The sequence below is a fragment of the Microbacterium trichothecenolyticum genome, from assembly GCF_030818955.1.
GTDB classification, from domain to species: Bacteria; Actinomycetota; Actinomycetes; order Actinomycetales; family Microbacteriaceae; genus Microbacterium; species Microbacterium trichothecenolyticum_B.
This window is the reverse complement of the sequence record NZ_JAUTBF010000001.1, coordinates 3,411,883-3,432,247: the sequence shown is the minus strand read 5'-3', so window position 1 is coordinate 3,432,247 and position 20,365 is coordinate 3,411,883. Positions and strand designations below refer to the sequence as shown.

Annotated in this window: 20 protein-coding genes and 1 tRNA gene; 7 read left to right on the top strand and 14 right to left on the bottom strand. The window is 69.6% G+C overall.

The window, feature by feature from the left end:
• Nucleotides 1-19 precede the first annotated feature (19 nt).
• The 4 genes from QE412_RS16215 to QE412_RS16200 form a co-directional block, all read right to left on the bottom strand.
• Nucleotides 20-4,192, bottom strand: a complete 4,173-nt coding sequence (locus tag QE412_RS16215) for an ExeM/NucH family extracellular endonuclease (protein WP_307486284.1) — start codon at nucleotides 4,190-4,192, stop codon at nucleotides 20-22.
• Nucleotides 4,193-4,434: 242 nt separating this feature from the next.
• On the bottom strand, nucleotides 4,435-4,797 hold the full coding sequence (gene rplL / locus QE412_RS16210; protein ID WP_307487272.1) for a 50S ribosomal protein L7/L12: 363 nt from the start codon (nucleotides 4,795-4,797) through the stop codon (nucleotides 4,435-4,437).
• A 63-nt stretch (nucleotides 4,798-4,860) separates the two neighbouring features.
• Complete coding sequence (gene rplJ, locus QE412_RS16205) at nucleotides 4,861-5,376, bottom strand: 50S ribosomal protein L10 (protein ID WP_307486281.1); 516 nt, start codon at nucleotides 5,374-5,376, stop codon at nucleotides 4,861-4,863.
• Between the two features lie 388 nt (nucleotides 5,377-5,764).
• The gene (locus tag QE412_RS16200) at nucleotides 5,765-6,169 is read right to left on the bottom strand and encodes an SIP domain-containing protein (RefSeq protein ID WP_307486278.1); all 405 of its coding nucleotides are present in this window, start codon (nucleotides 6,167-6,169) and stop codon (nucleotides 5,765-5,767) included.
• A gap of 102 nt (nucleotides 6,170-6,271) precedes the next feature.
• On the opposite strand from QE412_RS16200, the gene QE412_RS16195 reads away from it, so the two are divergent.
• The 4 genes from QE412_RS16195 to QE412_RS16180 all read left to right on the top strand — a co-directional run bounded on the left by QE412_RS16195 (nucleotide 6,272) and on the right by QE412_RS16180 (nucleotide 10,341).
• The gene (locus QE412_RS16195) at nucleotides 6,272-6,946 is read left to right on the top strand and encodes a YqaJ viral recombinase family protein (RefSeq protein WP_307486274.1); all 675 of its coding nucleotides are present in this window, start codon (nucleotides 6,272-6,274) and stop codon (nucleotides 6,944-6,946) included.
• 98 nt (nucleotides 6,947-7,044) lie between these two features.
• Entirely contained in the window at nucleotides 7,045-8,730 is a 1,686-nt protein-coding gene (locus QE412_RS16190) for an MDR family MFS transporter (RefSeq protein WP_307486272.1), read from the top strand.
• Nucleotide 8,731: 1 nt separating this feature from the next.
• Entirely contained in the window at nucleotides 8,732-9,196 is a 465-nt protein-coding gene (locus QE412_RS16185; protein ID WP_373426556.1) for a MarR family winged helix-turn-helix transcriptional regulator, read from the top strand.
• Between the two features lie 125 nt (nucleotides 9,197-9,321).
• The gene (locus QE412_RS16180; protein WP_307486266.1) at nucleotides 9,322-10,341 is read left to right on the top strand and encodes an NADP-dependent oxidoreductase; all 1,020 of its coding nucleotides are present in this window, start codon (nucleotides 9,322-9,324) and stop codon (nucleotides 10,339-10,341) included.
• A gap of 2 nt (nucleotides 10,342-10,343) precedes the next feature.
• Here QE412_RS16180 and QE412_RS16175 read toward each other — a convergent pair whose 3' ends face one another.
• Nucleotides 10,344-11,231 (bottom strand): LysR family transcriptional regulator ArgP, encoded by an 888-nt coding sequence (locus QE412_RS16175; protein ID WP_307486263.1) that lies wholly within the window; start codon nucleotides 11,229-11,231, stop codon nucleotides 10,344-10,346.
• Nucleotides 11,232-11,300: 69 nt separating this feature from the next.
• Here QE412_RS16175 and QE412_RS16170 point away from each other — a divergent pair, with 69 nt between their 5' ends.
• Nucleotides 11,301-11,966 carry a LysE/ArgO family amino acid transporter gene (locus QE412_RS16170; RefSeq protein WP_307486259.1) on the top strand — a complete coding sequence of 222 codons (666 nt, stop codon included), beginning with the start codon at nucleotides 11,301-11,303 and terminating at the stop codon, nucleotides 11,964-11,966.
• An 85-nt stretch (nucleotides 11,967-12,051) separates the two neighbouring features.
• Nucleotides 12,052-12,327, top strand: a complete 276-nt coding sequence (locus QE412_RS16165; RefSeq protein ID WP_307486256.1) for an acylphosphatase — start codon at nucleotides 12,052-12,054, stop codon at nucleotides 12,325-12,327.
• Between the two features lie 37 nt (nucleotides 12,328-12,364).
• On the opposite strand, the gene QE412_RS16160 is transcribed toward QE412_RS16165, so the two are convergent.
• The 6 genes from QE412_RS16160 to rplK form a co-directional block, all read right to left on the bottom strand.
• Nucleotides 12,365-13,405, bottom strand: a complete 1,041-nt coding sequence (locus QE412_RS16160) for an NAD(P)H-dependent flavin oxidoreductase (RefSeq protein ID WP_307486252.1) — start codon at nucleotides 13,403-13,405, stop codon at nucleotides 12,365-12,367.
• A gap of 25 nt (nucleotides 13,406-13,430) precedes the next feature.
• Nucleotides 13,431-14,216: an amino acid ABC transporter ATP-binding protein gene (locus tag QE412_RS16155; protein ID WP_307486247.1), complete on the bottom strand. Its 786-nt coding sequence runs from the start codon at nucleotides 14,214-14,216 to the stop codon at nucleotides 13,431-13,433.
• Nucleotides 14,203-14,868: an amino acid ABC transporter permease gene (locus tag QE412_RS16150; RefSeq protein ID WP_307486244.1), complete on the bottom strand. Its 666-nt coding sequence runs from the start codon at nucleotides 14,866-14,868 to the stop codon at nucleotides 14,203-14,205. Before QE412_RS16150 ends, QE412_RS16155 begins: the two co-directional genes overlap by 14 nt.
• 102 nt (nucleotides 14,869-14,970) lie before the next feature.
• The gene (locus tag QE412_RS16145; protein WP_307486241.1) at nucleotides 14,971-15,777 is read right to left on the bottom strand and encodes an amino acid ABC transporter substrate-binding protein; all 807 of its coding nucleotides are present in this window, start codon (nucleotides 15,775-15,777) and stop codon (nucleotides 14,971-14,973) included.
• 177 nt (nucleotides 15,778-15,954) lie between these two features.
• Nucleotides 15,955-16,647, bottom strand: coding sequence for a 50S ribosomal protein L1 (rplA, locus tag QE412_RS16140; RefSeq protein ID WP_136586815.1), 693 nt, complete (start codon nucleotides 16,645-16,647; stop codon nucleotides 15,955-15,957).
• A gap of 11 nt (nucleotides 16,648-16,658) precedes the next feature.
• Nucleotides 16,659-17,090: a 50S ribosomal protein L11 gene (gene rplK / locus QE412_RS16135; RefSeq protein ID WP_307450386.1), complete on the bottom strand. Its 432-nt coding sequence runs from the start codon at nucleotides 17,088-17,090 to the stop codon at nucleotides 16,659-16,661.
• A 366-nt stretch (nucleotides 17,091-17,456) separates the two neighbouring features.
• Here rplK and QE412_RS16130 point away from each other — a divergent pair, with 366 nt between their 5' ends.
• Nucleotides 17,457-18,416 (top strand): hypothetical protein, encoded by a 960-nt coding sequence (locus QE412_RS16130; RefSeq protein WP_307486233.1) that lies wholly within the window; start codon nucleotides 17,457-17,459, stop codon nucleotides 18,414-18,416.
• A gap of 303 nt (nucleotides 18,417-18,719) precedes the next feature.
• On the opposite strand, the gene nusG is transcribed toward QE412_RS16130, so the two are convergent.
• The 3 genes from nusG to QE412_RS16115 form a co-directional block, all read right to left on the bottom strand.
• Nucleotides 18,720-19,850, bottom strand: coding sequence for a transcription termination/antitermination protein NusG (nusG, locus tag QE412_RS16125; protein ID WP_307486230.1), 1,131 nt, complete (start codon nucleotides 19,848-19,850; stop codon nucleotides 18,720-18,722).
• A 60-nt stretch (nucleotides 19,851-19,910) separates the two neighbouring features.
• On the bottom strand, nucleotides 19,911-20,186 hold the full coding sequence (secE, locus tag QE412_RS16120) for a preprotein translocase subunit SecE (RefSeq protein ID WP_307486228.1): 276 nt from the start codon (nucleotides 20,184-20,186) through the stop codon (nucleotides 19,911-19,913).
• Nucleotides 20,187-20,233: 47 nt separating this feature from the next.
• Nucleotides 20,234-20,306: transfer RNA gene (locus tag QE412_RS16115), tRNA-Trp, on the bottom strand.
• Nucleotides 20,307-20,365: the final 59 nt, after the last annotated feature.

Here is a 20,365-nt window from a genome sequence, read left to right as displayed (position 1 = left end):
GGCCCCTGTGTGTCACGCGTCAGTTCGCTCGGCGTGCTCCACCTCGTCGGGCCGCGACGCCGAGGGTGAGCAGGGCGAGGGCGGCGAGCACGCCGCCCCCCATCCACCCGGCGTCGATGCCCGTGCGCGGGAGGGATCCCGGAGAACCGGGAGCCGCCTCGCCCCCGCCGGGTGCCTCCGGCTCACCTTCGACGGCACCGATCACGCGCACGGGAACCGTGGCTGTCGAGCCCGATACGGTCGAGACGGTGATGTCGAGCGCAGCGGGCGCATCGGTGGGGACCGCGACGACGACCTCGGCGATGCCGTCGCGGACGGCGACCGTCTGCGGCTCCCCCGCACCGAGCGTCACGGTCGCCGTCGCCGCCGCAGGGCTACCGAGCGAGGTGAGGTCGAGGCCGGAGACCGTGAAAGCCGCTTCCGCCCCGCGGACGACCTCGGCGGGAACCCCGGTGACCTGAACTCCGCGAGCGCCGAAGTCGGGCACGAGACCGGGATTCGCCGACAGGTACGAGATCCACCCGTCTCGATCGATGAGACCCGAGTCGCGCGACTCGCTGCCCTCCCCGAAGACCGTGAACGCGTCGCCACCCTGCAGCAGGAAGCTGAACGAGCCGACCCGGTACGACGCCGCGGGGTCGACTGCGGCATCGTCGATCCAGACGCCCGTGATGCGCTCCCCGGCGGGACGCGTCGCGTCGTAGGTGTAGCGCAGGTTGTCCGAGACGCTGAGCGCGAGCGTCGCCGCGCGCCCGGCCGCGTCGCCCCACTGCTGCTCGAGCAGGCGCCGTAGCTGATCACCGGTCAAGCTCGTCGTGCCGAGGTTGTTCACGAACGGCAGCACCGCGTTGGCCTCGGCGAACGTGATCACTCCGTCGTCGCCGCGCAGCAGTTCGGCCCGCAGGCCGCCCGGGTTGACCACGGTGACGTCGGCGCCCCCGCGCGCGGGGTCGTCGAGGGCGTCGAGCAGGGCGTCGGCGACGAGGTTGCCGAGAGCGGACTGCCGGGACCGGTCGTCGCGCTTCCCGCCCTGGTAGACGCCGTCCACGTATCCTCCGCCGAGGAAGGCGGTGGTGATGTCGGCCGCGACCGATCCCACCGGCTGCGAACCGACGCGGTCGGCTTCCTCGAGGGCACGGTCGACGATGTCGGCCACCTCGGCCACTCGCGGGTAAGTCGCAATCAGCTCGGCATTCAAGGCTGCCTTATTCGCGGCGGTCTGCTCCGGGTCGTCCGCGACGACCTCGGCAGCCAGACGCGGCACGTTGCGGGCTTCGTGTCCGACGACGTCGCCGCTCTCACGGTCGACGGTGAGCACGACCTGGCCGATGTTCTCGCCGTAGTTGCCGGTCTGCAGCACGGGTCGAGTGCCCTCGCCGCCCGGGACGGGGGCCTCCCACGCGTACTCCTCGTGGGTGTGACCGGTGAAGATCGCGTCGACATCGGCATCCGTCTCGGTCACGATGCGCGCGAACGCACCGCCCGCCGCGAGTGCATCGTCGAGAGTGGCGTCCGCGGACTCTCCCTCGGCCGCGCCCTCGTGGTACTCGGCCACGAGGATGTCGACCTGATCACGGATCTCGGCGACCACCCGGTTCACCTCGGCGACCGGCTCGCGGAACTCGATGCCCTCGATGCCGCCCGGACTCACGAGCGACGCGGTCTCCTCTGTGACGGCACCGATCACCCCGACGCGCAGACCGTTCACCTCGACGATCTCGTACCCGGGCAGCAGGGGCTCCCCATCGCGGTACACGTTCGCGCCGAGGTACGGGAAGTCCGCCCGGCCGGTGACGCGGCCCGTGAGGTCGTCGATGCCCTTGTCGAACTCGTGATTTCCGACGGAGGATGCCGCGAGCTCGAGCGCGTTGAGCACGTCGATCGTGGGGGTGTCTTGCGCGTTGGCCGAGGCGAACAGCGAGGCACCGATGTTGTCGCCGTTGGAGAGGAAGAGCGAGCGGTCGTCGCCTTCCTCGGCGCGCAGCTGCTCGACCGTTCCCGCGAAGGTCACGGTGTTGGCGTCGATGCGGCCGTGGAAGTCGTTGATGTTGAGCAGGTTGAGCTCGGTCGTCCCCGACAGGTCGATGCCGACGACGACGGGGTCGTGGTCGCTCGAGCGATAGGGCGAGGCATCGTAGAAGTTCCGCACGTTGGCGTTGTACCGGCTGTATTCCAGCGCGAGGGCCTCACCGGCATTGATGTTCCAGATGTCGGTGCCGCTGACGAGCTGCCGGGCCGCCGGGGAGGCGAACACGTGGTCGAGCGAGCCGGACTCGCCGCTGAACGAGTAGGTGTACTTCCCGGTGCCCGCCGCGAGGTCGACGTACCCCGCATCACGCAGCACCTGGAGGGGGTCCTCCTGGGTATAGGCGTTGAAGTCGCCGAGGAGGAACACCTCGTCGACGCCCAGCGCGTCGCTGCGCGCGTTCGCGAAGGCGACGAGCGCCTCGGCCTGGCGCACGCGGTCGCCGTTGAAGGCACCCTGGTCGCCGTCGGCGTTGTCGCCCTCGGCCTCCGGGTCGCTGTCACTCTTGGACTTGAAGTGGTTCACGATGGCGATGAACGCCGCCTCGTCGCTGCCGGCGGGCGCAAACCCCTGTGCGAGCGGCTGGCGTGCGTTGGCGAATGCCGGGTCGTCGAGGATGAAGCTCTCGCCCACGGGGGCCACGGTCGCCTTCTTGTAGATGAAGGCGGTGCGGATGACGTCTTCCGACGCGGGAAGCGCGGACGGTGAGGGCACGAAAGCCCAGACCTCGTCGCCCACCGCGGTGTTGAGCGCGTCGACAAGCGTCGACAGCGCCTCGTCACGCGGCTCGCCGAGGGCTGCGGAGTTCTCGATCTCCTCGAGCGAGACGACCTCGGCATCCAGGCCGTTCAACGCCGCGACGATCTTCGCCTGCTGGCGCTGGAAGTTCTCGTCGTTCGCGGCACCGCGAGGCCCGGGCTCCGGGCACCGGTTCGCGGTGGTCGGGTTGCCCTCGCGGTCCCGGTAGACGGAGTCGCAGCCCACGTCCTCCGCCGTGGTGGTGAAGTAGTTGAGCACGTTGAAGCTCGCGAGTTGCACTGTGCCGCCGACGTCGGCGGGGCCCTCCGTGCGGGTGTTCTGGAACGTGGCGGGCTGCACGTCGGCGGCGTTGTCGACGGTGAGCTGGGAGGTGGGCTGGAACTTCCAGGCATCGTTGCGGAAGTCGAGCACGACCGGTCGCGTGAAGGTCACCGGAGCGCCGACGCGGACGGGGTCGGTGAGCGACAGGTACGGCAGCGGGACGCCGGTGGCCGACCGCTGGAAGTTCAGCGAGGCCCCGTCGTCGAGGACGACCCCGCGCGCGGCGTTGTCGGCGACGGCGTCGTCGAAGGCGGACGTGCCCGGGCGGGCGACCTCGGTGGGCGCGATGAGCGGAGTCGTCCCCGCAGCGAGACCCACCTCGGCGTACTGGCCTGTGATGTAGGTGTTGGTGACGGTGAAGTCACCCTGCGGCGCGAGCAGCATGCCCTCGAAGCGCTCGCGCGCGGCGTCGGTGCGCGGCCAGCCGATCGGCGCCGGGGTGACGGCCGCGGCCTCGTCGGTCAAGACGGTGACGAGGTCGGCATCCGAGACGATCTGGGTGAGGCCGTTGTACTCTCCCGCCGTCCCGCTGACCTCGACGTAGTCGCCGACCGAGACCTCGGCGACGGCGCGGGAACCGTAGACGAAGAGCGCGTCGGATGCCGTGTGCGCGGTGCCCGTCTCGGCCCCCGTGCCCGCGGTCTGCAGGAAGAAGCCGTTGTAGCCGCCCGTGGGATACGCGGCAGTGACGATGCCCCGCGTGGTGACGGTCTGACCGTCGAGCGGGGTGCTGTCGCCCTCGCCCTGGATGTCACGGATGGGGGTGATGGCGGCCGCGGCGACGACGGCCTCCGGGGTCTCGGTCGTCGCTTCGGAGGTCGGGGGCTCGATGGCCGGGCTCTCGGTCGCTGCCGCATCGGGCGCTGGCGCCTCGGCGCGCGACGCGTCTTCGGGAGCCGGGTCGTCGGTCTCAGGGCCGGGTGAGGCGGTCGCCGCAGTCTCGGGGGCCGCCGTGTCGACGGGTGCGGGTGACTCGATCGTGGCCGCGGACGCGGCCGGGGCGACGAGGGCGGAGCCGAGCAGGGCGGCGGCGACGGCCGCACTCAGAGCGGTCGAGGGGCGGCCCGAGGGTCGCCGAGAAGGCATGGGGGACATGGGTCTCCTGCGGTCCGACGGACATCGTCGGGTGGGGGGATCGACGGGGGGGTCTCTTCGACCGTAGACGACCTCATCAGGAATTCCCAGGGTTCGTTCGTTGCCATCATGTGAACGATCGGGGGCGTGCGGGGGCGGCATCCCGACCCTTCGGCGGGAACGATGAAGGCCCGGATGCCAATGGCATCCGGGCCTTCAGATGGTTCGCGTTGCCGCGACCGTGTGAAGCGTGATTACTTCAGGGTCACCGTAGCGCCGGCGGCCTCGAGGGCCTCCTTGGCCTTGTCGGCGGTCTCCTTGTTCGCGCCCTCGAGCACGGCCTTGGGAGCGCCATCGACGACGGCCTTGGCCTCGCCGAGGCCGAGCGAGGTGAGCTCGCGGACGACCTTGATGACCTGGATCTTCTTGTCGCCGGCGGCCTCGAGGACGACGTCGAACGAGTCCTTCTCCTCGACCTCTTCGGCGGGGGCAGCGCCACCGGCGGCGGGGCCGGCCACGGCCACGGGGGCGGCAGCGGTGACGTCGAAGGTCTCCTCGAACGCCTTGACGAACTCGGACAGCTCGATGAGCGTGAGCTCCTTGAACGCGTCGAGCAGCTCTTCGGTGGCTGAGCTTAGCCATGTTGTATCTCCTTGATCGGGTTAATCAGCCGGGCCGGTTCAGGCCGCGGTGTCCTGCTTCTCGCGCAACGCGTCGACCGTGCGAACGGCCTTCGACGGAAGCGCCTGGAAGACGTATGCCGCCTTGGTCAGCGAGGCCTTCATCGCACCGGCGAGCTTCGCCAGCAGGACTTCACGGCTCTCGAGATCGGCGAGCTTGTTGACCTCAGCAGCGGTCAGGGGGGCGCCATCGAAGTAGCCGCCCTTCACCACGAGCTGAGGGTTAGCCTTGGCGAAGGCACGCAGGCTCTTCGCGACGGCGACGGGGTCACCGTGCACGAACGCGATGGCGGACGGGCCCTTGAGCTCGTCATCCAGTCCCGTGACCCCCGCGTTGGACGCGGCGATCTTGGTCAGCGTGTTCTTCACCACGGCGTAATCCGCGTCCTGACGGATGTCGTTGCGCAGCTGCTTGAGCTGGGCAACCGTCAGACCGCGGTACTCGGTCAGCAGAACGGCGGTCGAGTTCTCGAAGTTCTTCGTGAGCTCGGCGACCGATGCATCCTTCTGCGCCATGGCCACTCCTTGTGTGTACGAGGCGCTCCGCGATGGCGGGGCGCCGGCCGTGGACATCGGGGTCTGGGCAAAAAAGAAGAGCTCCGGCGCAGGCGCACGGAGCTCGAGAAGAGATTCGTTTACCTGCGTAGGTCCCCTGCTTCTCAGCAGACGCTTCGATCGACGTGTGAGCACGACGATGACCGACGGTCTTTGGCTTGAACACAACTGTACCGCACTCCCGATGCTCCCGCCAAACCGCCGGCTCGTGCCACCTCCCCCGGGCCGTCGTGCGGAGATACGCCGAGACACGCCGGCACGCCACCCCCGCGTACGGCGCGCCGCCACGAAACTCCGCACGACGGACCACCGCACGACACCTCACCGCCCACCGCCGGGCGCGGCGGCGTCAGGACACGCGGGGCTCGGGCAGGAGGGCGCGCGTCATGCGGACGATACGGGAGGGGGTTCGAGCCCCGAGCCACACCGTGCACACGGGGGCCTCACCGCACGCCCACTCGGCGCACCAGGCGTGGATCGCCGCGGCAAGACGCTCACCTCGCGGGCGCAGCTCGCCCTCGATGGAGCGGTCGAGCCAGCTCACCCGCACGGCATCGGGCGCCTCGAACACGCACACCCCCATCGATGCGTCGACCTCGACCAGCACGGTGGCGTGGGCCTCGGGCGACAAAGCGGCGACGATCCGCTGCATATCGGGCACGTTGCGCACGTCGCCGGCCAGGAGCACGGCGCCCCCGAGGTCGCACCAGCGACCGCCGTCGGGGCGGCGCAGGGAGGTGGCATCCGGAGTCATGCCCTCAACTTAGGGCACCCTTACTTCCACCACAAGACCCCGGATGCCGACGCGCCGGGGTTCGGATCGGATCCCGGGGCGAGCGGGGTTAGGGTCGAACGCATGTCCCCCGAGCTCGTCGCCTCCCGCAGCGCCGACCTCGACGCCCGGATCGTCGCCGATTCGCGTGACCGCGTCGCGTGGATCCGTGCGCGCTCGCGCGGCATCACCGCGACCGATGTCGCGACGCTGACCAGCGCCAACGCGATCTCGCGAGCAGCGGATGCCAAGCTCATGGGCTCGAGCTTCTCGGGCAACGCCTTCACGGCGCACGGCCGCCGCCGCGAACCCGAGATCGCCGCCTGGGTGGCGGCGACGCACGGGATCCGCCCGTCGTCGGCGCTGTATCACGCCGTCGTCGAGAAGCGGCACCTCGCCACCCCCGACGGCGTGGTGGTCGACGGCGAGGGCCGCATCGTCCTCGCCGAGATCAAGACCACCAACAAGGCATGGCGTTCGATCCCCCGCACCTACATGCGCCAGATCTGGTGGCAGCAGCACGTGCTCGGCGCGGAGCGCACGCTCGTGGCCTGGGAGCAGCACGACGGCTTCGTGCCGATGCACGACGAGCCCCGCTGCCAGTGGATCGACCGCGACGACCGCGAGATCGCCAAGCTCGTCGGCCTCGCGACCTCGCTGATCGACGAGCTCTACCGCCGCACCATGGCGGCGCGCCGGCCGCTGCCGGTGCAGAAAGAACCCACGGACGGGTACCGCGCCCTCGCGCTCCTCGATTAATAGTTGACGCAAGTCAAGCATTAGGCGTATCGTTGACTTCAGTCAACTAATCGCGCCATCGTCGTCGCGGCATCCGTCCCCCTCCGTGGAGTTCCCGCATGGCAACCGCTTCCCTCGACGCGCCCGCACAGCGCCGCGTCCTCCCCGCCCTCATCGGCCTCCTGCTCGGCACCTTCGTGTCGATGCTCGCCTCGACCGTCGTCTCGACCTCGCTGCCGGTCATCGTGCACGACCTGTCGGGCGACCAGAACGCCTACACATGGGTCGTCACCGCGACCCTGCTCACCACCGCGATCTCGACCCCCATCTGGGGCAAGCTCGCCGACCTGTTCAACCGCAAGGTGCTCATCCAGGTCGCGATCGCGATCTTCGTCCTCGCCACCGCGGCCGCCGGTTTCTCGCAGAACACCGACATGCTCATCGCCTTCCGCGCGGTGCAGGGCCTGGGCGCGGGCGGTCTCGCCGCCCTCAGCCAAGTGATCATGGCCGACATCATCAGCCCTCGCGAGCGCGGGCGGTACATGGGCCTGTTCGGTGCCGTCATGGCCGTCGCCACCGTGGGCGGGCCGCTCCTCGGCGGTGTCATCACCGACGCGTTCGGCTGGCGCTTCAACTTCTTCGTCGCCCTCCCCTTCGCCGTCGCGGCCCTGCTGATCCAACAGCGCACGCTGCACCTCCCGGCGCGCGCGAAGCGGAAGGTCAAGATCGACTACGTCGGCATCGTCCTGCTGTCGGCAGCCGTGTCGCTGCTGCTCATCTGGGTGACCAACGCCGGCAGCACCTTCGAGTGGGCCAGCACCGAGACGCTGCTGATGGTCGGCGGCGCTGTGCTCGCCGCGATCCTCTTCGTGGTCGTCGAGCTGCGCTCGGCCGAGCCCCTCGTTCCACTGACGCTGTTCCGAGATGCCACCTTCACCCTCGCCACGATCGCCTCGATCGCAACGGGCCTGGCGATGTTCGGCACCTCGGTGTTCCTCAGCCAGTACATGCAGATGGCCCGCGGGGCCACCCCGACCGAGGCCGGCGTCATGACCATTCCGATGATCGGCGGCCTGCTCGTGGCATCCATCGTCGTCGGCGCCCTCATCTCACGCTTCGGACGCTGGAAGCCGTTCCTCATCGCCGGTGGCGTGCTGCTGATCGCGGGGTCGTTCCTGCTGTCGACCATCCACTACGACACGAACTTCGCGCTCGTCTCGCTGTACATGTTCTTGCTCGGCGCGGGCGTCGGCATGACGATGCAGAACCTCGTGCTCATCGTGCAGAACACCGCCAACCCCACCCAGATGGGCGCGGCGAGCTCGGGCGTGACGTTCTTCCGGAGCCTGGGCGGCACGATCGGCGTCTCGGTCATGGGCGCGGCCCTGGCGAGCATGGCGACGAGCCTGTTCACCGACCGGGCCGACGACCTCAAGTCAGCGATCATGGGTCTCGGTGAGAGCGGCGCGGCCGTGGCGCAGTCGCTGCAGTCGGGCGCGATCCCCCAGGTATCGACCCTGCCCGAGAGCGTCCGTGTCATCGTCGAAGACATCTACGCACAGTCCATCGCGCACTCGTTCCTGATCGCGGTGCCCGTCGCCGTGGTGAGCCTCATCGCCATCCTGTTCCTGCCGAACCGTCCGCTGACCCGGATGACGACCACGGAGCGGGTCGCCGCGAGCGAAGCCGACTTCGCCACCGTGTCCGTTCCCGCCGGGATGGCATCGCTGTCCGCGACCGGAACGGTCATGACGCAGGATGCCGCTGCCTCGCATCGCGACGCCCGCATGGGAGAAGATGGCTGACGTGACGAGCGAACTGAGCGAGGACCGCCGCGAGGCCGTGCAGGCCCTGGAGTCGTCGTTCTCGGAGCTCATGACCGTGTTCCGCCGCTTCGTGTCCGAGGCGGCGGAACGCGTGAGCCCCGGGATGCTGCCGGCCACGTTCAAGGCCCTCTCGGTGGTCAGCCGGTTCGGTCCTCTGACACTGTCGGCGTTGGCGGAGCGTCTCGCCGCTGACAAGGGTTTCCTCAGCCGCGCGATCAGCGAGCTGGAGGAGCTGGGCCTCGTCACGCGCACACCCGACCCGAACGATCGCCGCTCGCGCCTGATCGCGGTGACCGAGACGGGGCATGCCCGCCTCGCCGATGCCCGCGCTCCACACGAGAGCCGACTGTACGAAGCGATGGCCGACTGGTCGGTCGACGACATCCGCCACCTCTCCACGCTGCTGCACGCCCTGGCCGTGGGCGAGTCGCCCGCTCACGACTGAGAGCCGCCGCGAGCCTTCGCGACACGGTGACCCCGGTGTAACACCCTGGAGACAATGGCGCGCTTGACTTGTCCAACCGGGGCGGAGCCGCCGCGGATGCGACCGCACGCGAGAGAGAGCGCCGAATGAGATTCCGATCGACGCGTCCCGAGACCACCCTCGAAGCCCCGCCCGCGGTGCCCGAGACGATGCGTGCGGCGGTGTTCGACGGCCCGGGCACTGCCGACGCGCTGCACGTGAGCGAGGTCGCGGTTCCCACACCGGTGCTCAGCGAGGTCCTCATTCGCGTCGCCGCCGCCGGCGTCAACCCGATCGATGCGAAGACGCGCGCCGGACGCGGCATGTCCGGCGCCATCGACTCCTGGCCCGCCGTGCTCGGTCTCGACGTCAGCGGCGTCGTGGTGCGCGCACCTTTCGACGCGCACCCGTTCCCCGTCGGAACCGAGGTCTACGGTATGGCGGCATTCCCCCGCACCCCGGGCGCCTACGCCGAGTACGTCGTCGTTCCCACGCTGTCGCTCGCGCGCAAGCCCTCCTCCCTCTCGCACGTCGAGGCAGCGGGCGTTCCCGTGGCCGCGCTCACGGCGTGGGGTCTGGTGGTCGAGACGGCACGCGCTCATCAGGGCCAGCGGATCCTCGTGCATGCCGGCAGCGGCGGCGTCGGGCATTTCGCCGTGCAGTTCGCCGCCTACTTCGGCGCCCACGTGATCGCGACCGGATCAGCCCACAACCTCGAGTGGCTGCGGGAGCTGGGGGCCGCCGAGGTCGTGGACTACACCTCCACGCGCTTCGAAGACGTCGTCTCCGACGTCGATGTCGTGATCGACCTCATCGGCAACGTCTCCCACGACACCGGCACGCGTTCGCTCGACGTCATCCGCCCGGGTGGAATGCTCATCGAGGTGCCCACAGGTGCCTGGCCGGGCTTCCGCGAAGCCGCCGCGGCACGCGGCATCCGCTCGACCGACTACAAGACGATCCCCGACGGTGCCGCCCTGGCAACGATCGGCCGCCTGCTCGACTCCGGAGCCGTGCGCGTCTTCATCGACCGGGTCTTCGATCTCGACGAGGCCGCCACGGCCCACGCCGAGATCGAGCGCGGCCACACCCGCGGAAAGATCGTTTTGCACGTCAGCGACGACTGAGCTCATCCGGTCGCCAGCACGCGCCGCCCCTCGGCGACCACCTCGTCGGCGACATCGTCGAGCAGCGCCGAGGTGAGGTTCCACTGCTGCCAGAACAACGGCACGTCGAGGGGGTCGTCCCCGAGGCGCACGAGGGACCCCGCCGCCAGTCCGGACGCCGATGGGAAACGCGGCAGCAGACCCCACCCCAATCCCAGTTCGACGGCCGTCGCGAAGTCCTGGGATGCCGGAACCCGGTGCCGCGGAGGGGCTCCCGCCGGCACCCCCCGGCGCGCCAGCCACTGCGTCTGCAGGTCGTCGCGTCGGTCGAAGTCGACCACGGGCGCCCGAGAAAGAGCGTCTGCGTCCACACCTTCGGCGAACCACCGGGCGACGAACGGCGTCGTCGCGACGGCCTCGTAGCGCAGGACGCCGAGCCTGCGCACACGGCATCCCGCCACCGGCGTCTGCCGCGAGGTGACCGCCGCCATGACGGTTCCCGTCTCGAGCAGTCCCGCGGTGAAGTCCTGGTCGTCGCGGTGCAGGTCGAAGACGACCGGTCGGCGCGCGGCGACTCGGGCCAGCGGCGGAAGGAACCACGTGCCGAGCGAATCGGCATTCACCGCGAGGGGGACGGATGCCACGACGCCGCCCTCGCCCCCGATCGCGGCGAGCGCGTCGTGTTCGAGCAGGGCGAGCTGCCGCGCGAGACGCACGACGGCGTCGCCGGCCTCGGTGGTGCGCACCGGCTTCGAGCGCACGAGCACCACACGGCCGAGCTGGTCCTCGAGGGCACGCACGCGTTGGCTCACCGCGGACGGCGTCACGTGCAAGCGCCGGGCGGCGGCCTCCAGAGTCCCCTCCTCGACGACGACGGCGAGTGTGCGGGCGAGATCGAGGGGAATCGACATGAAGCAAAACTAATGCTGATACAGAATCATGAGCTGTTCTTCTGTCGAAGACGCGTTTAGCGTCGGGACGTGCTCACTCCCCTGCTCGCCGGACTCGGCCTCGGTTTCTCGCTCATCGTCGCCATCGGCGCGCAGAACCTGTTCGTTCTGCGCCAGGGCATCCGACGAGAACACCTCGTCGCCGTCGTGGCCGTCTGCGCGCTCTCCGACGCGGTGCTGATCGTGCTCGGCGTCTCGGGCGTCGGGATCGTGCTGCAGGCCATCCCGTGGCTGATCGTCGTCGTACGGTGGGCGGGAGCGGCGTTCCTGATCGGATACGGCCTGCTCGCCGCGCGCCGTGCCGTGCGCCCGAGCGGCGCGACCCTTCGCGTCGACGTCGACACCCCGGCATCCCCCTCGAGCCCGGATGCCGGTGGCACGACCGTGCAGACCCGCCCGGCGCGGACGTCGCTCGCCGCCACCCTGCTCACCTGCCTGGCCCTGACATGGCTCAACCCGCACGTGTACCTCGACACCGTGTTCTTGCTCGGATCGATCGCGTCGACGCATGGCGAGGGCCGCTGGGCCTTCGCGCTGGGTGCGTGCCTCGCGAGCCTGGTGTGGTTCTCGGCGCTCGGTTTCGGTGCGCGATTCCTGGGCCGGTGGTTGGATACCCCGCGCGCGTGGCGCGTGCTCGACGCGCTCATCGCCGTGGTGATGTTCGCGATCGCCCTGTCGCTCGTGCTGCCGCACTGAATCGTCCCGGCGTCGTCGTCCCGGCGTCGAGAGCGGCTCGGCGAGGGCGGTGCGGCCATGCGTGCGCAGGGGCGAGAATGTCCCCATGCCGACGATGACGATCACGGTGCGCGGCCGGGTGCAGGGCGTCGGCTTCCGCTTCGCCCTGCGCAACGAAGCGGAGCGTCTCGGCGCTCGGGGGTGGGTGCGAAACCGCCGCGACGGTTCGGTGGAGGCACTCATCGCCGGCGATCAGGCCACCCTCGACGCCCTGGTCGCGTGGGCGCGCACCGGGCCACCGCCGGCTCAGGTCACCGGTGTCGATGTCGCCGGCACCGCTGAAACGGCGCCGGAGGCCTTCGAGATCCGCGCGACCGCTTGAGGCCGCCGCGACGGCGGCTGGCGGCGATCTACGAGCGCTACGCCGGCAGGCCCGCCCGCAGCTCGGCCAGGACATCGGCCGCATCGTCGAGCCGCGCCAGCCCCGCGGCCTGCCCCGCCCACAACGACACGAGATCGGCGTCGCCCGCCGCGGCCGCCGCCGCGCGGAACACTCCGGTCAGCCAGTTCTGCGCGGGGAACGGCGCGATCATGCCCGACGCCTCGAGCTCGCGCATCGCGCGATTCGGGATGCCACGGGCCAGTCGCCCGCTCATGGCACGCGTCAGCACGGTGTCGGTGTCGGCCGCTGCGGCGATCGCCGCGCGATGCCCCTCCGTCGCCGCGGACTGCCGCGTCCGCAGGAACGCCGTCCCCACTTGCACGCCGTCCGCGCCGAGGGCCAGGGCGGCCGCGACACCCCGTCTGTCGGCGATGCCGCCGGCGGCGATGACCGGGACGTCTACGGCGTCCACGACCTGCGGCACCAGTGAGAACGTCCCCACCAACGACTGGGCGGGGTCGGCGAGGAACGACACGCGGTGCCCACCGGCGTCCGCTCCCGTCGCCACGACGGCGTCCACTCCCGCGGCCTCCAGCGCGACCGCTTCGGCGACCGAGGTGGCGGTGCCGATCACGCGGATGCCGACAGCTTTCGCACGAACGAGGGTGTCGGCATCCGGAACGCCGTAGACGACGCTCAGCACGTCGGGGCGGGCGGCGAAGACGGCCTCGAGCTGGTCGTCGAGCGACGGCAGGAAGGCAGCCGGAGTCGTCGGTGCGGTAGCACCGGCCGCGGCGTACAACGGTGCCGCGGCCCGCAGGAACGGTGCGAGATCGAGGTCGCCCGGCGTCACCTCGTCGCCGCGCGGCAGCCACAGGTTCACCGCGACGGGTCGCGAAGTGGCGGCGCGCAGCACTGCGATCGTGTCGCGGATCCGGTCCGGCGCATAGCCGTACAGACCGAACGAGCCGAGACCGCCGCCCTCGCTCACCGCCGCCGTCAACTCGATCGACGACAGGCCGCCGAAGGGGCCGAGCACGAGGGGTACGTCGATGCCGAGCAGCTTCTCGAGGCGCATGCTCCGACGCTACCGGACCCCGGTGTCAGGCGGGGTCGGGACCGTCGAGGGGGCGCAACAGCCGGTCGAGGAAACGGCGGGTCCGCTCCTTCTCGGGACGCGTGAACAGCTGCGCGGGCGCGCCACGCTCGACGATCACGCCCTCGTCGAAGAAGAGCACCTCATCGGCGACCTGGCGGGCGAAGCCGAGCTCGTGGGTGACGATGACCATCGTCCATCCCTCGTTCGCGAGTTCGCGCAGCACCGTCAGCACCTCACCGACCAGCTCCGGGTCGAGGGCGCTGGTGGGCTCGTCGAACAACAGCAGCTGCGGCTGCAGGGCGAGGGCACGCACGATGCCGACGCGCTGTTGCTGACCACCCGACAACTCGGACGGGTACGCGTCGCGTTTCTCAGCCAGCCCCACGCGGGCGAGCAGCTTCTCGGCGCGCGCGACGGCCTCGACCTTGGGCACGCCGTGCGCCTGGACGGGCCCCTCGATGACGTTCTGGATCACCGTGAGGTGGGGGAAGAGGTTGTGGTGCTGGAAGACCATCGCCGAGCGGTCCCGCAGCGCGGTGCGATCGGCTTTCGATACCTTCGCCGAGAAGTCGACGGTCGGGCCCCCGTGGAACGCCACCACACCGGCATCCGGGGTCTCCAGGCCGTTCAGGCACCGCAGAACGGTCGTCTTGCCCGAGCCCGAGGGGCCGATCAGCACGAGCACGTCGCCGCGGCGGACCGAGAGGTCGACGCCGTCGAGCACGCGATTCGCGCCGAAACTCTTCTCGAGGCCGGTGACCTCCAGCAGCGGGGCATCAGTGTGCGACATGGCGATCCAACCTCTTCTCGAGGGCGTTCTGCGCGAACGACAGCACCAGGCAGAACAGCCAGTAGATGAGTGCCGCCTCCAGGTACACCGCCATGAACTCGTACGAGAACGCAGCGATGTTCTGCGCCTGCCGGAACAGCTCCGACACGAGGATGAGGGATGCCAGGGAGCTGTCCTTCACGAGCGAGATGAACGTGTTCGACAGCGGCGGCACCGATACCCGGGCGGCCTGCGGCAGGATGATGCGGGTCAGCGTCTTGCGGTACGAGAGACCCACGGTGTGGGCGGCCTCCCACTGCCCGCGCGGCACCGAGAGGATCGCGGCGCGGATGACCTCGGCGGCGTACCCGCCCACGTTCAACGAAAACGCGATGATCGCCGCGGGGAAGGGGTCGATCACCACGCCCACGGCGGGCAGACCGTAGAAGATCACGAAGAGCTGCACGAGCAGCGGCGTGCCGCGGATCACCGAGATGTAGAAGCGGGCGAAACCCGAGAGCACCACGTTGCGCGACAGCCGCAGCAGCGCCATCCCGAGGGCGATCACGAGCCCGATCGCGAACGAGGCCAGCGACAGCGGGATCGTGCCCGTGAGCCCTGCCAGCAGCATCGGCCAGAACGAGTCGAGCATCAGGGTCCAGACGTCGTTCATGGGCCTCTTTTCTCACTCCGGGTGTGCGGGCGGTCGTGGGTCGCCCGCGTCCCCACGCTAAAGAGGGGACGCGGGCGGCCGGCGGGGGTTTACAACCGGCGCTTACCGCGTGACGTCGGCGCCGAAGTACTTCTCGCTGATCGTCGTGAGCGTCCCGTCGGCACGGAGCTCCTCGAGGGCGCCGTCGACGGCCTCGGCGAGCTTGTCCTGACCCTTCTTGAATGCGAAGGCGCTCTCGGAGGTGTCGTCGGTCTCGGCGGCGATCTTCAGACCGGTCGGGCTGTTCGTCTTCTCGTAGTCGAGGTAGGTGAGCTGGTCGTTGATCGTGGCATCCACGCGTCCCTGCTTCAGCAGCGCCACGGCCTGCGCCCAGCCCTCGACGGCCTCGACCTGCGCGCCGCTCTGGGTGGCCAGCTCGTACCAGTTGCTCGTGAGCGACTGAGCGGTGGTCTTGCCCGACAGGTCGGCGAAGCTCGAGATGGAGCTGTCGTCATCGTTCGTGACGATGACGCCACGCGAGACGGTGTACGGCGCGCTGAAGGTGTACTTCTCCTGGCGCTCGGGGTTGATCGACACCTGGTTGGCGATGACGTCGAAGCGACCGGCATCCAGGCCCGCGAAGATGGCGTCCCACTGCGTCTCTTGGAAGCGCACCTCGAGGCCGAGTTTGCCGGCGACGGCTTTGGCGATCTCGACGTCGAAGCCGGTGAGCTCCCCCGCGCCCTCGTGGTACGAGAAGGGGCGGTAGGTGCCCTCGGTGGCGACGGTCAGCGTGCCGTCCGAGACGAGGTCGTACTCGGCTCCCGCGTCGGAGGAGGCACCGGAGGTCGCACCACCGCTGCAGGCGGTCAGGGCGAGGGCGCTCAGGCCCAGGGTGGCGGCGAGGACGGTCAAACGGCGACGGGGCATAGCTGTTCCTTGCAGGGGGGTGAGGGGGGATGGCACGAGATGCGCTCTTGATCTGAACACGACGGCACGCCGGTTCCTTCCCGGTTGACGCCGGTTGCACGAGCGTGCGTGCGCGGGGGCGACACGAGGAAGCCCCGCCGGCGCGGGGCGCGGCGGGGCTTCCGGGTGACGTGGATGTCAGACGATGGCGTTGACGTCCAGCGGGATGCCGGGACCGAAGGTGGTCGAGACGGCGCCCTTCTGGATGTAACGGCCCTTCGAGCTCGACGGCTTGAGGCGGACGATCTCCTCGAGCGCGGCCTTCAGGTTCTCGTCGAGCTGCTCGGCCGAGAACGACGCCTTGCCGACGACGAAGTGCACGTTGGCGTGCTTGTCGACGCGGAACTCGATCTTTCCGCCCTTGATCTCCTCGACGGCCTTGGCCGGGTTGGGGGTCACGGTGCCGGTCTTGGGGTTCGGCATGAGGCCGCGGGGTCCGAGGACCTTACCGAGGCGACCGACCTGGCCCATGAGCTCGGGCGTGGCGACGGCCGCGTCGAACGCGGTGTAGCCGCCGGCGACCTTCTCGATGAGCTCGGTGCCACCGACCTCGTCGGCGCCGGCGGCGAGAGCCGCCTCGGCTGCGGGGCCGTTGGCGAAGACGATGACGCGCGCGGTCTTACCCGTGCCGTGGGGCAGGATGACCGTGCCGCGGACCATCTGGTCGGCCTTACGGGGGTCGACCGAGAGCTTCAGCGCGACCTCGACGGTCGAGTCGAACTTCTTCGAGCCGGTCTCCTTCGCCAGGGCGACGGCCTCGGCGGGGGTGTAGAACGTGTCGGCCGCGATCTTCTCAGCAGCGGCGCGGAATGCCTTGGACTTGGTAGCCATTGTTATCTCCCTCAGTCCTCGACCGTGATGCCCATGGAACGGGCGGTGCCGGCGATGATCTTCGAGGCGGCCTCGAGGTCGTTCGCGTTCAGGTCGGGCTGCTTCGTGGTGGCGATCTCGCGGACCTGCTCCTTGGTCAGCTTGCCGACCTTGGTGGTGTGCGGCGTGGGCGAGCCCTTCGCCAGGCCGGCGGCCTTCTTGATGAGCTCGGCGGCAGGGGGCGTCTTCAGGATGAACGTGAAGCTGCGGTCCTCGTAGACGGTGATCTCGACGGGGATGACGTTGCCGCGCTGGGCCTCGGTCGCCGCGTTGTACGCCTTGCAGAACTCCATGATGTTGACGCCGTGCTGACCGAGCGCCGGACCGATCGGCGGCGCGGGGTTGGCCGCGCCGGCCTTGATCTGGAGCTTGATCAGGCCGGTCACCTTTTTCTTGGGTGCCATATCCTTTTCCTCTCTCGAGCGGGAGCCTCGCGGCTCCCTCTCTCCCGCACACCCGGCGGTTCCGGGCAGCGGTCGTCGCGCACTGACGCACGCAACCTTGCCATTGTACGCGATACCGAGATCTTCGGCATCCGGGAGTCGGGGGGCGGGGGCGGGGCGCGGGGCGGGCGCGGGGGCGGGGCGCGGGGCGGGCGCGGGGGCGGGGCGCGGGGCCTGCGCGCCTCGCCCTGCACGCATAAACGCTGTTCGCGCGCATAAACGCGTGGGCATCGCGTTTATGCGCGCGAACAGCGTTTATGCGTGCGAGTACCCGGGGTTATCCACAGCCCGAACACGGGTCGCCCGCGAAACTGGCACGCTCGCCGAATGGACGTCGCTCCCCGATCGTTGCTCGCCTCGCCGGCACCGCTGATGCGCGCGTCGCACGCGCCTCGATCCGGACCGCCGTTCTGGCGCGACGAAGCGCTGCTGCGCGTGCGTGCCGGGGTGTACACGGTCCGCACCGCATGGGAGGAGCTGCCACCCTGGGGCCGCTACCTCGTTCGCGTCCACGCCTTCGCTTCGGCCAGACCGGATGCGGTGTTCTCCCACGAGTCCGCCGCCTCGCTGCTCGGGTTGCCCGTCTTCGGGCATCCCCGCGCGATCCACATCTTCGATGGACGTCGCTCGCGGTCGGTGACCTACGGCGACGTCACCGTGCACACGAGCGCAGACACGCGAGCGACCTGTTCTTTCGCCGGCATCCGCATGACCGCCGTCGAGGACGTCGTCATCGACCTCGCCCGGGCACTTCCTCCCGCGCTGGGCGTCGCGGTCGCCGACGCGGCGGTCCGGTCGTTCGGCTTGGATCATCGGATGCTGCTCGATCGCGCCGCCGCACAACAGAACACTTTCGGGGTGAGACGCGCGCAGTGGGTCCTGTCGCGCGCGACGCCGCTGGCAGAGTCGCCAGGGGAATCGATCAGTCGAGCGGTCATCGAATGGTGTGGATTCCCCACACCTTCCTTGCAGACAGAGCACCGCATCGATGGACGCGTCTACCGGTCGGACTTCTGCTGGCCGGAGCGGAGGGTCATCGGGGAGATCGACGGGTGGATGAAGTACAGCGGCACCGATGCTGCCGCGGCGGCCGAGGCCGTTCGCGCCGAGAAACGCCGCGAAGACGCGCTCCGACGGCAGGGGTGGCGTATCGCCCGATGGGACTACGCGGGAGCGCTCGGCGTCAACGAACTGCGCAGGGCCCTGCTCTTGGCCGGGCTGCAACCCGTCCGTCGCCCCGAGGCAGCCGCCCTGGCTTGCGTCGGGCGGAACACCCGCTCGAAGTGACACGGGATGCCGGGGGCGGAGCACCCCGTGGCGGGAGCTGTGCCGCGGCGGAATGCACCGCGCGACGTGGGCGCGGACACGGCAGAGCGGCGGCGGGGCATGGCATCCCGGAGCCGCGCCGACGTGCGCGGTCGTCGCCCGAGCAGCGAGGTCACGCATAAACGCCCTTCACGCGTATAAACGCGAGGGCAGCGCGTTTATGTGCGCGAATCGCGTTTATGCGTGCTGGCGGCGGAGCGCCAGCGGGAACGGCGAACGCCCCGCCGGCGGAACCGGGCGGGGCGTTCGCGAAGACGCGGGACGTCAGATCATCTTGGTGACCTGATCGAACGACAGCTCGACCGGGGTCTCGCGCTCGAAGAGCGACACGAGCACCGTGAGCTTGCCGCTCTCGGGCTTGATCTCGCTGATCGTTCCGGGAAGACCCGCGAACGAGCCCTCCTTGATCGTGATCGTCTCGCCGGCCTCGAAGTCGACCTCGGCGGGGATGACGCGGGCGGCAGCCGGGGCACCCTTGGCCGCGCCGGCCTTGGAGGGTGCGGCCTCCTTGACCTCGACGAGGCTCTTCAGCATGTTGAAGGCCTCTTCGAAGCGCAGCGGCGTCGGGTTGTGAGCGTTGCCGACGAAGCCCGTGACACCGGGGGTGTGGCGAACGACCGACCAGGTGTCTTCGTTGAGGTCCATGCGCACCAGCACGTAGCCGGGGATGCGCACGCGCGTGACCATCTTGCGCTGGCCGTTCTTGATCTCGACGACGTCCTCCATGGGGACCTCGACCTGGTAGATGTCGTCCTCGACCTCGAGCGTCGACTTGCGCTGCTCGATGTTGGCCTTCACCTTGCGCTCGAAACCGGCGTACGAGTGGATGACGTACCACTTGCCGGGCAGCGACCGCAGCTCGGCGCGGAACGCCTCGTACGGGTCGAGGTCTTCGTCGTCGGCGGCGTCGAGGTCGACGGGAGCCTCAGCGGCATCGGCGGGCGACTCCGAGGCCTCGACCTCGTCGACCACGCTGGCCGCGGCCGAGACGTCGTCGATGAACTCCTCGTCGAGCACGGGCTCGTCGGGGTCACCGTTGACGTCGGGGCCGTCGTAGGGGGTGACCTCGTCGGCGGCCTCGGCCGCCTCTTCGGCCTGCTCCTCGGCAAGGGCGTCGTTCAAGACCTCTGCGGCGGCCTCGGCCTCGCTGGTCTCGTCGATCTCGAGAGCGTCGTTCACGATCGCGTCCGCCTCCGGGTCGGTGATGTCGATGTCGGCCAGGTCGGCGTCATCGGTGTCGGTCTCGTCGTCGACGATGTGGACGGCGTTGTGCTCCGCCGAGTCGGAGGCGTGCTCCTGCGAAGCGAGAACGTTGCCCTCTTGGGCCTCGTCGTCTTCGCTCGACTGCTCGGCCGCGGTCGCCCAGTCGGCGTCGTCGACATATCTTTCAGACACTGTGATCTCTTCCGTTCAGAGGCGGCCGCTCTTGGCGCCGCGCGACCGCCGCGACGCCGGTCAGGCGCCGGCGGTACCGGGGACGCCGAAGACGGTGGTGGTGATCCACACGAACAGCACGTCGAGGCCGTAGACGATCGCCATCATGACGACGACGAACCCGAGGACGACGGCGGTGAACTTGACCAGCTCCTGCCGCGTCGGGGTGACGACCTTACGCAGTTCCGCGAAGACCTGACGAATGAAGAGGGCAATCCGCGCGAAGAAGTTGAGCTTCTTCTCGCGGGGCGCGCCGCGGTCTGCGACGACCTCGCCCTTCGCCTCGTCCTGCGTCATCGAACCACCTAGGTCTGTTGTCTGTCTGTGCCAGCGTGCGCTGTGCGCAGGGCGGACAGGAATCGAACCTGCAACCTGCGGTTTTGGAGACCGCTGCTCTGCCAATTGAGCTACCGCCCTAAGATCCCGGAGGATCCAGGAATCGAGATCGACATGCTTGCGCCTGGAATCTCTCGGGG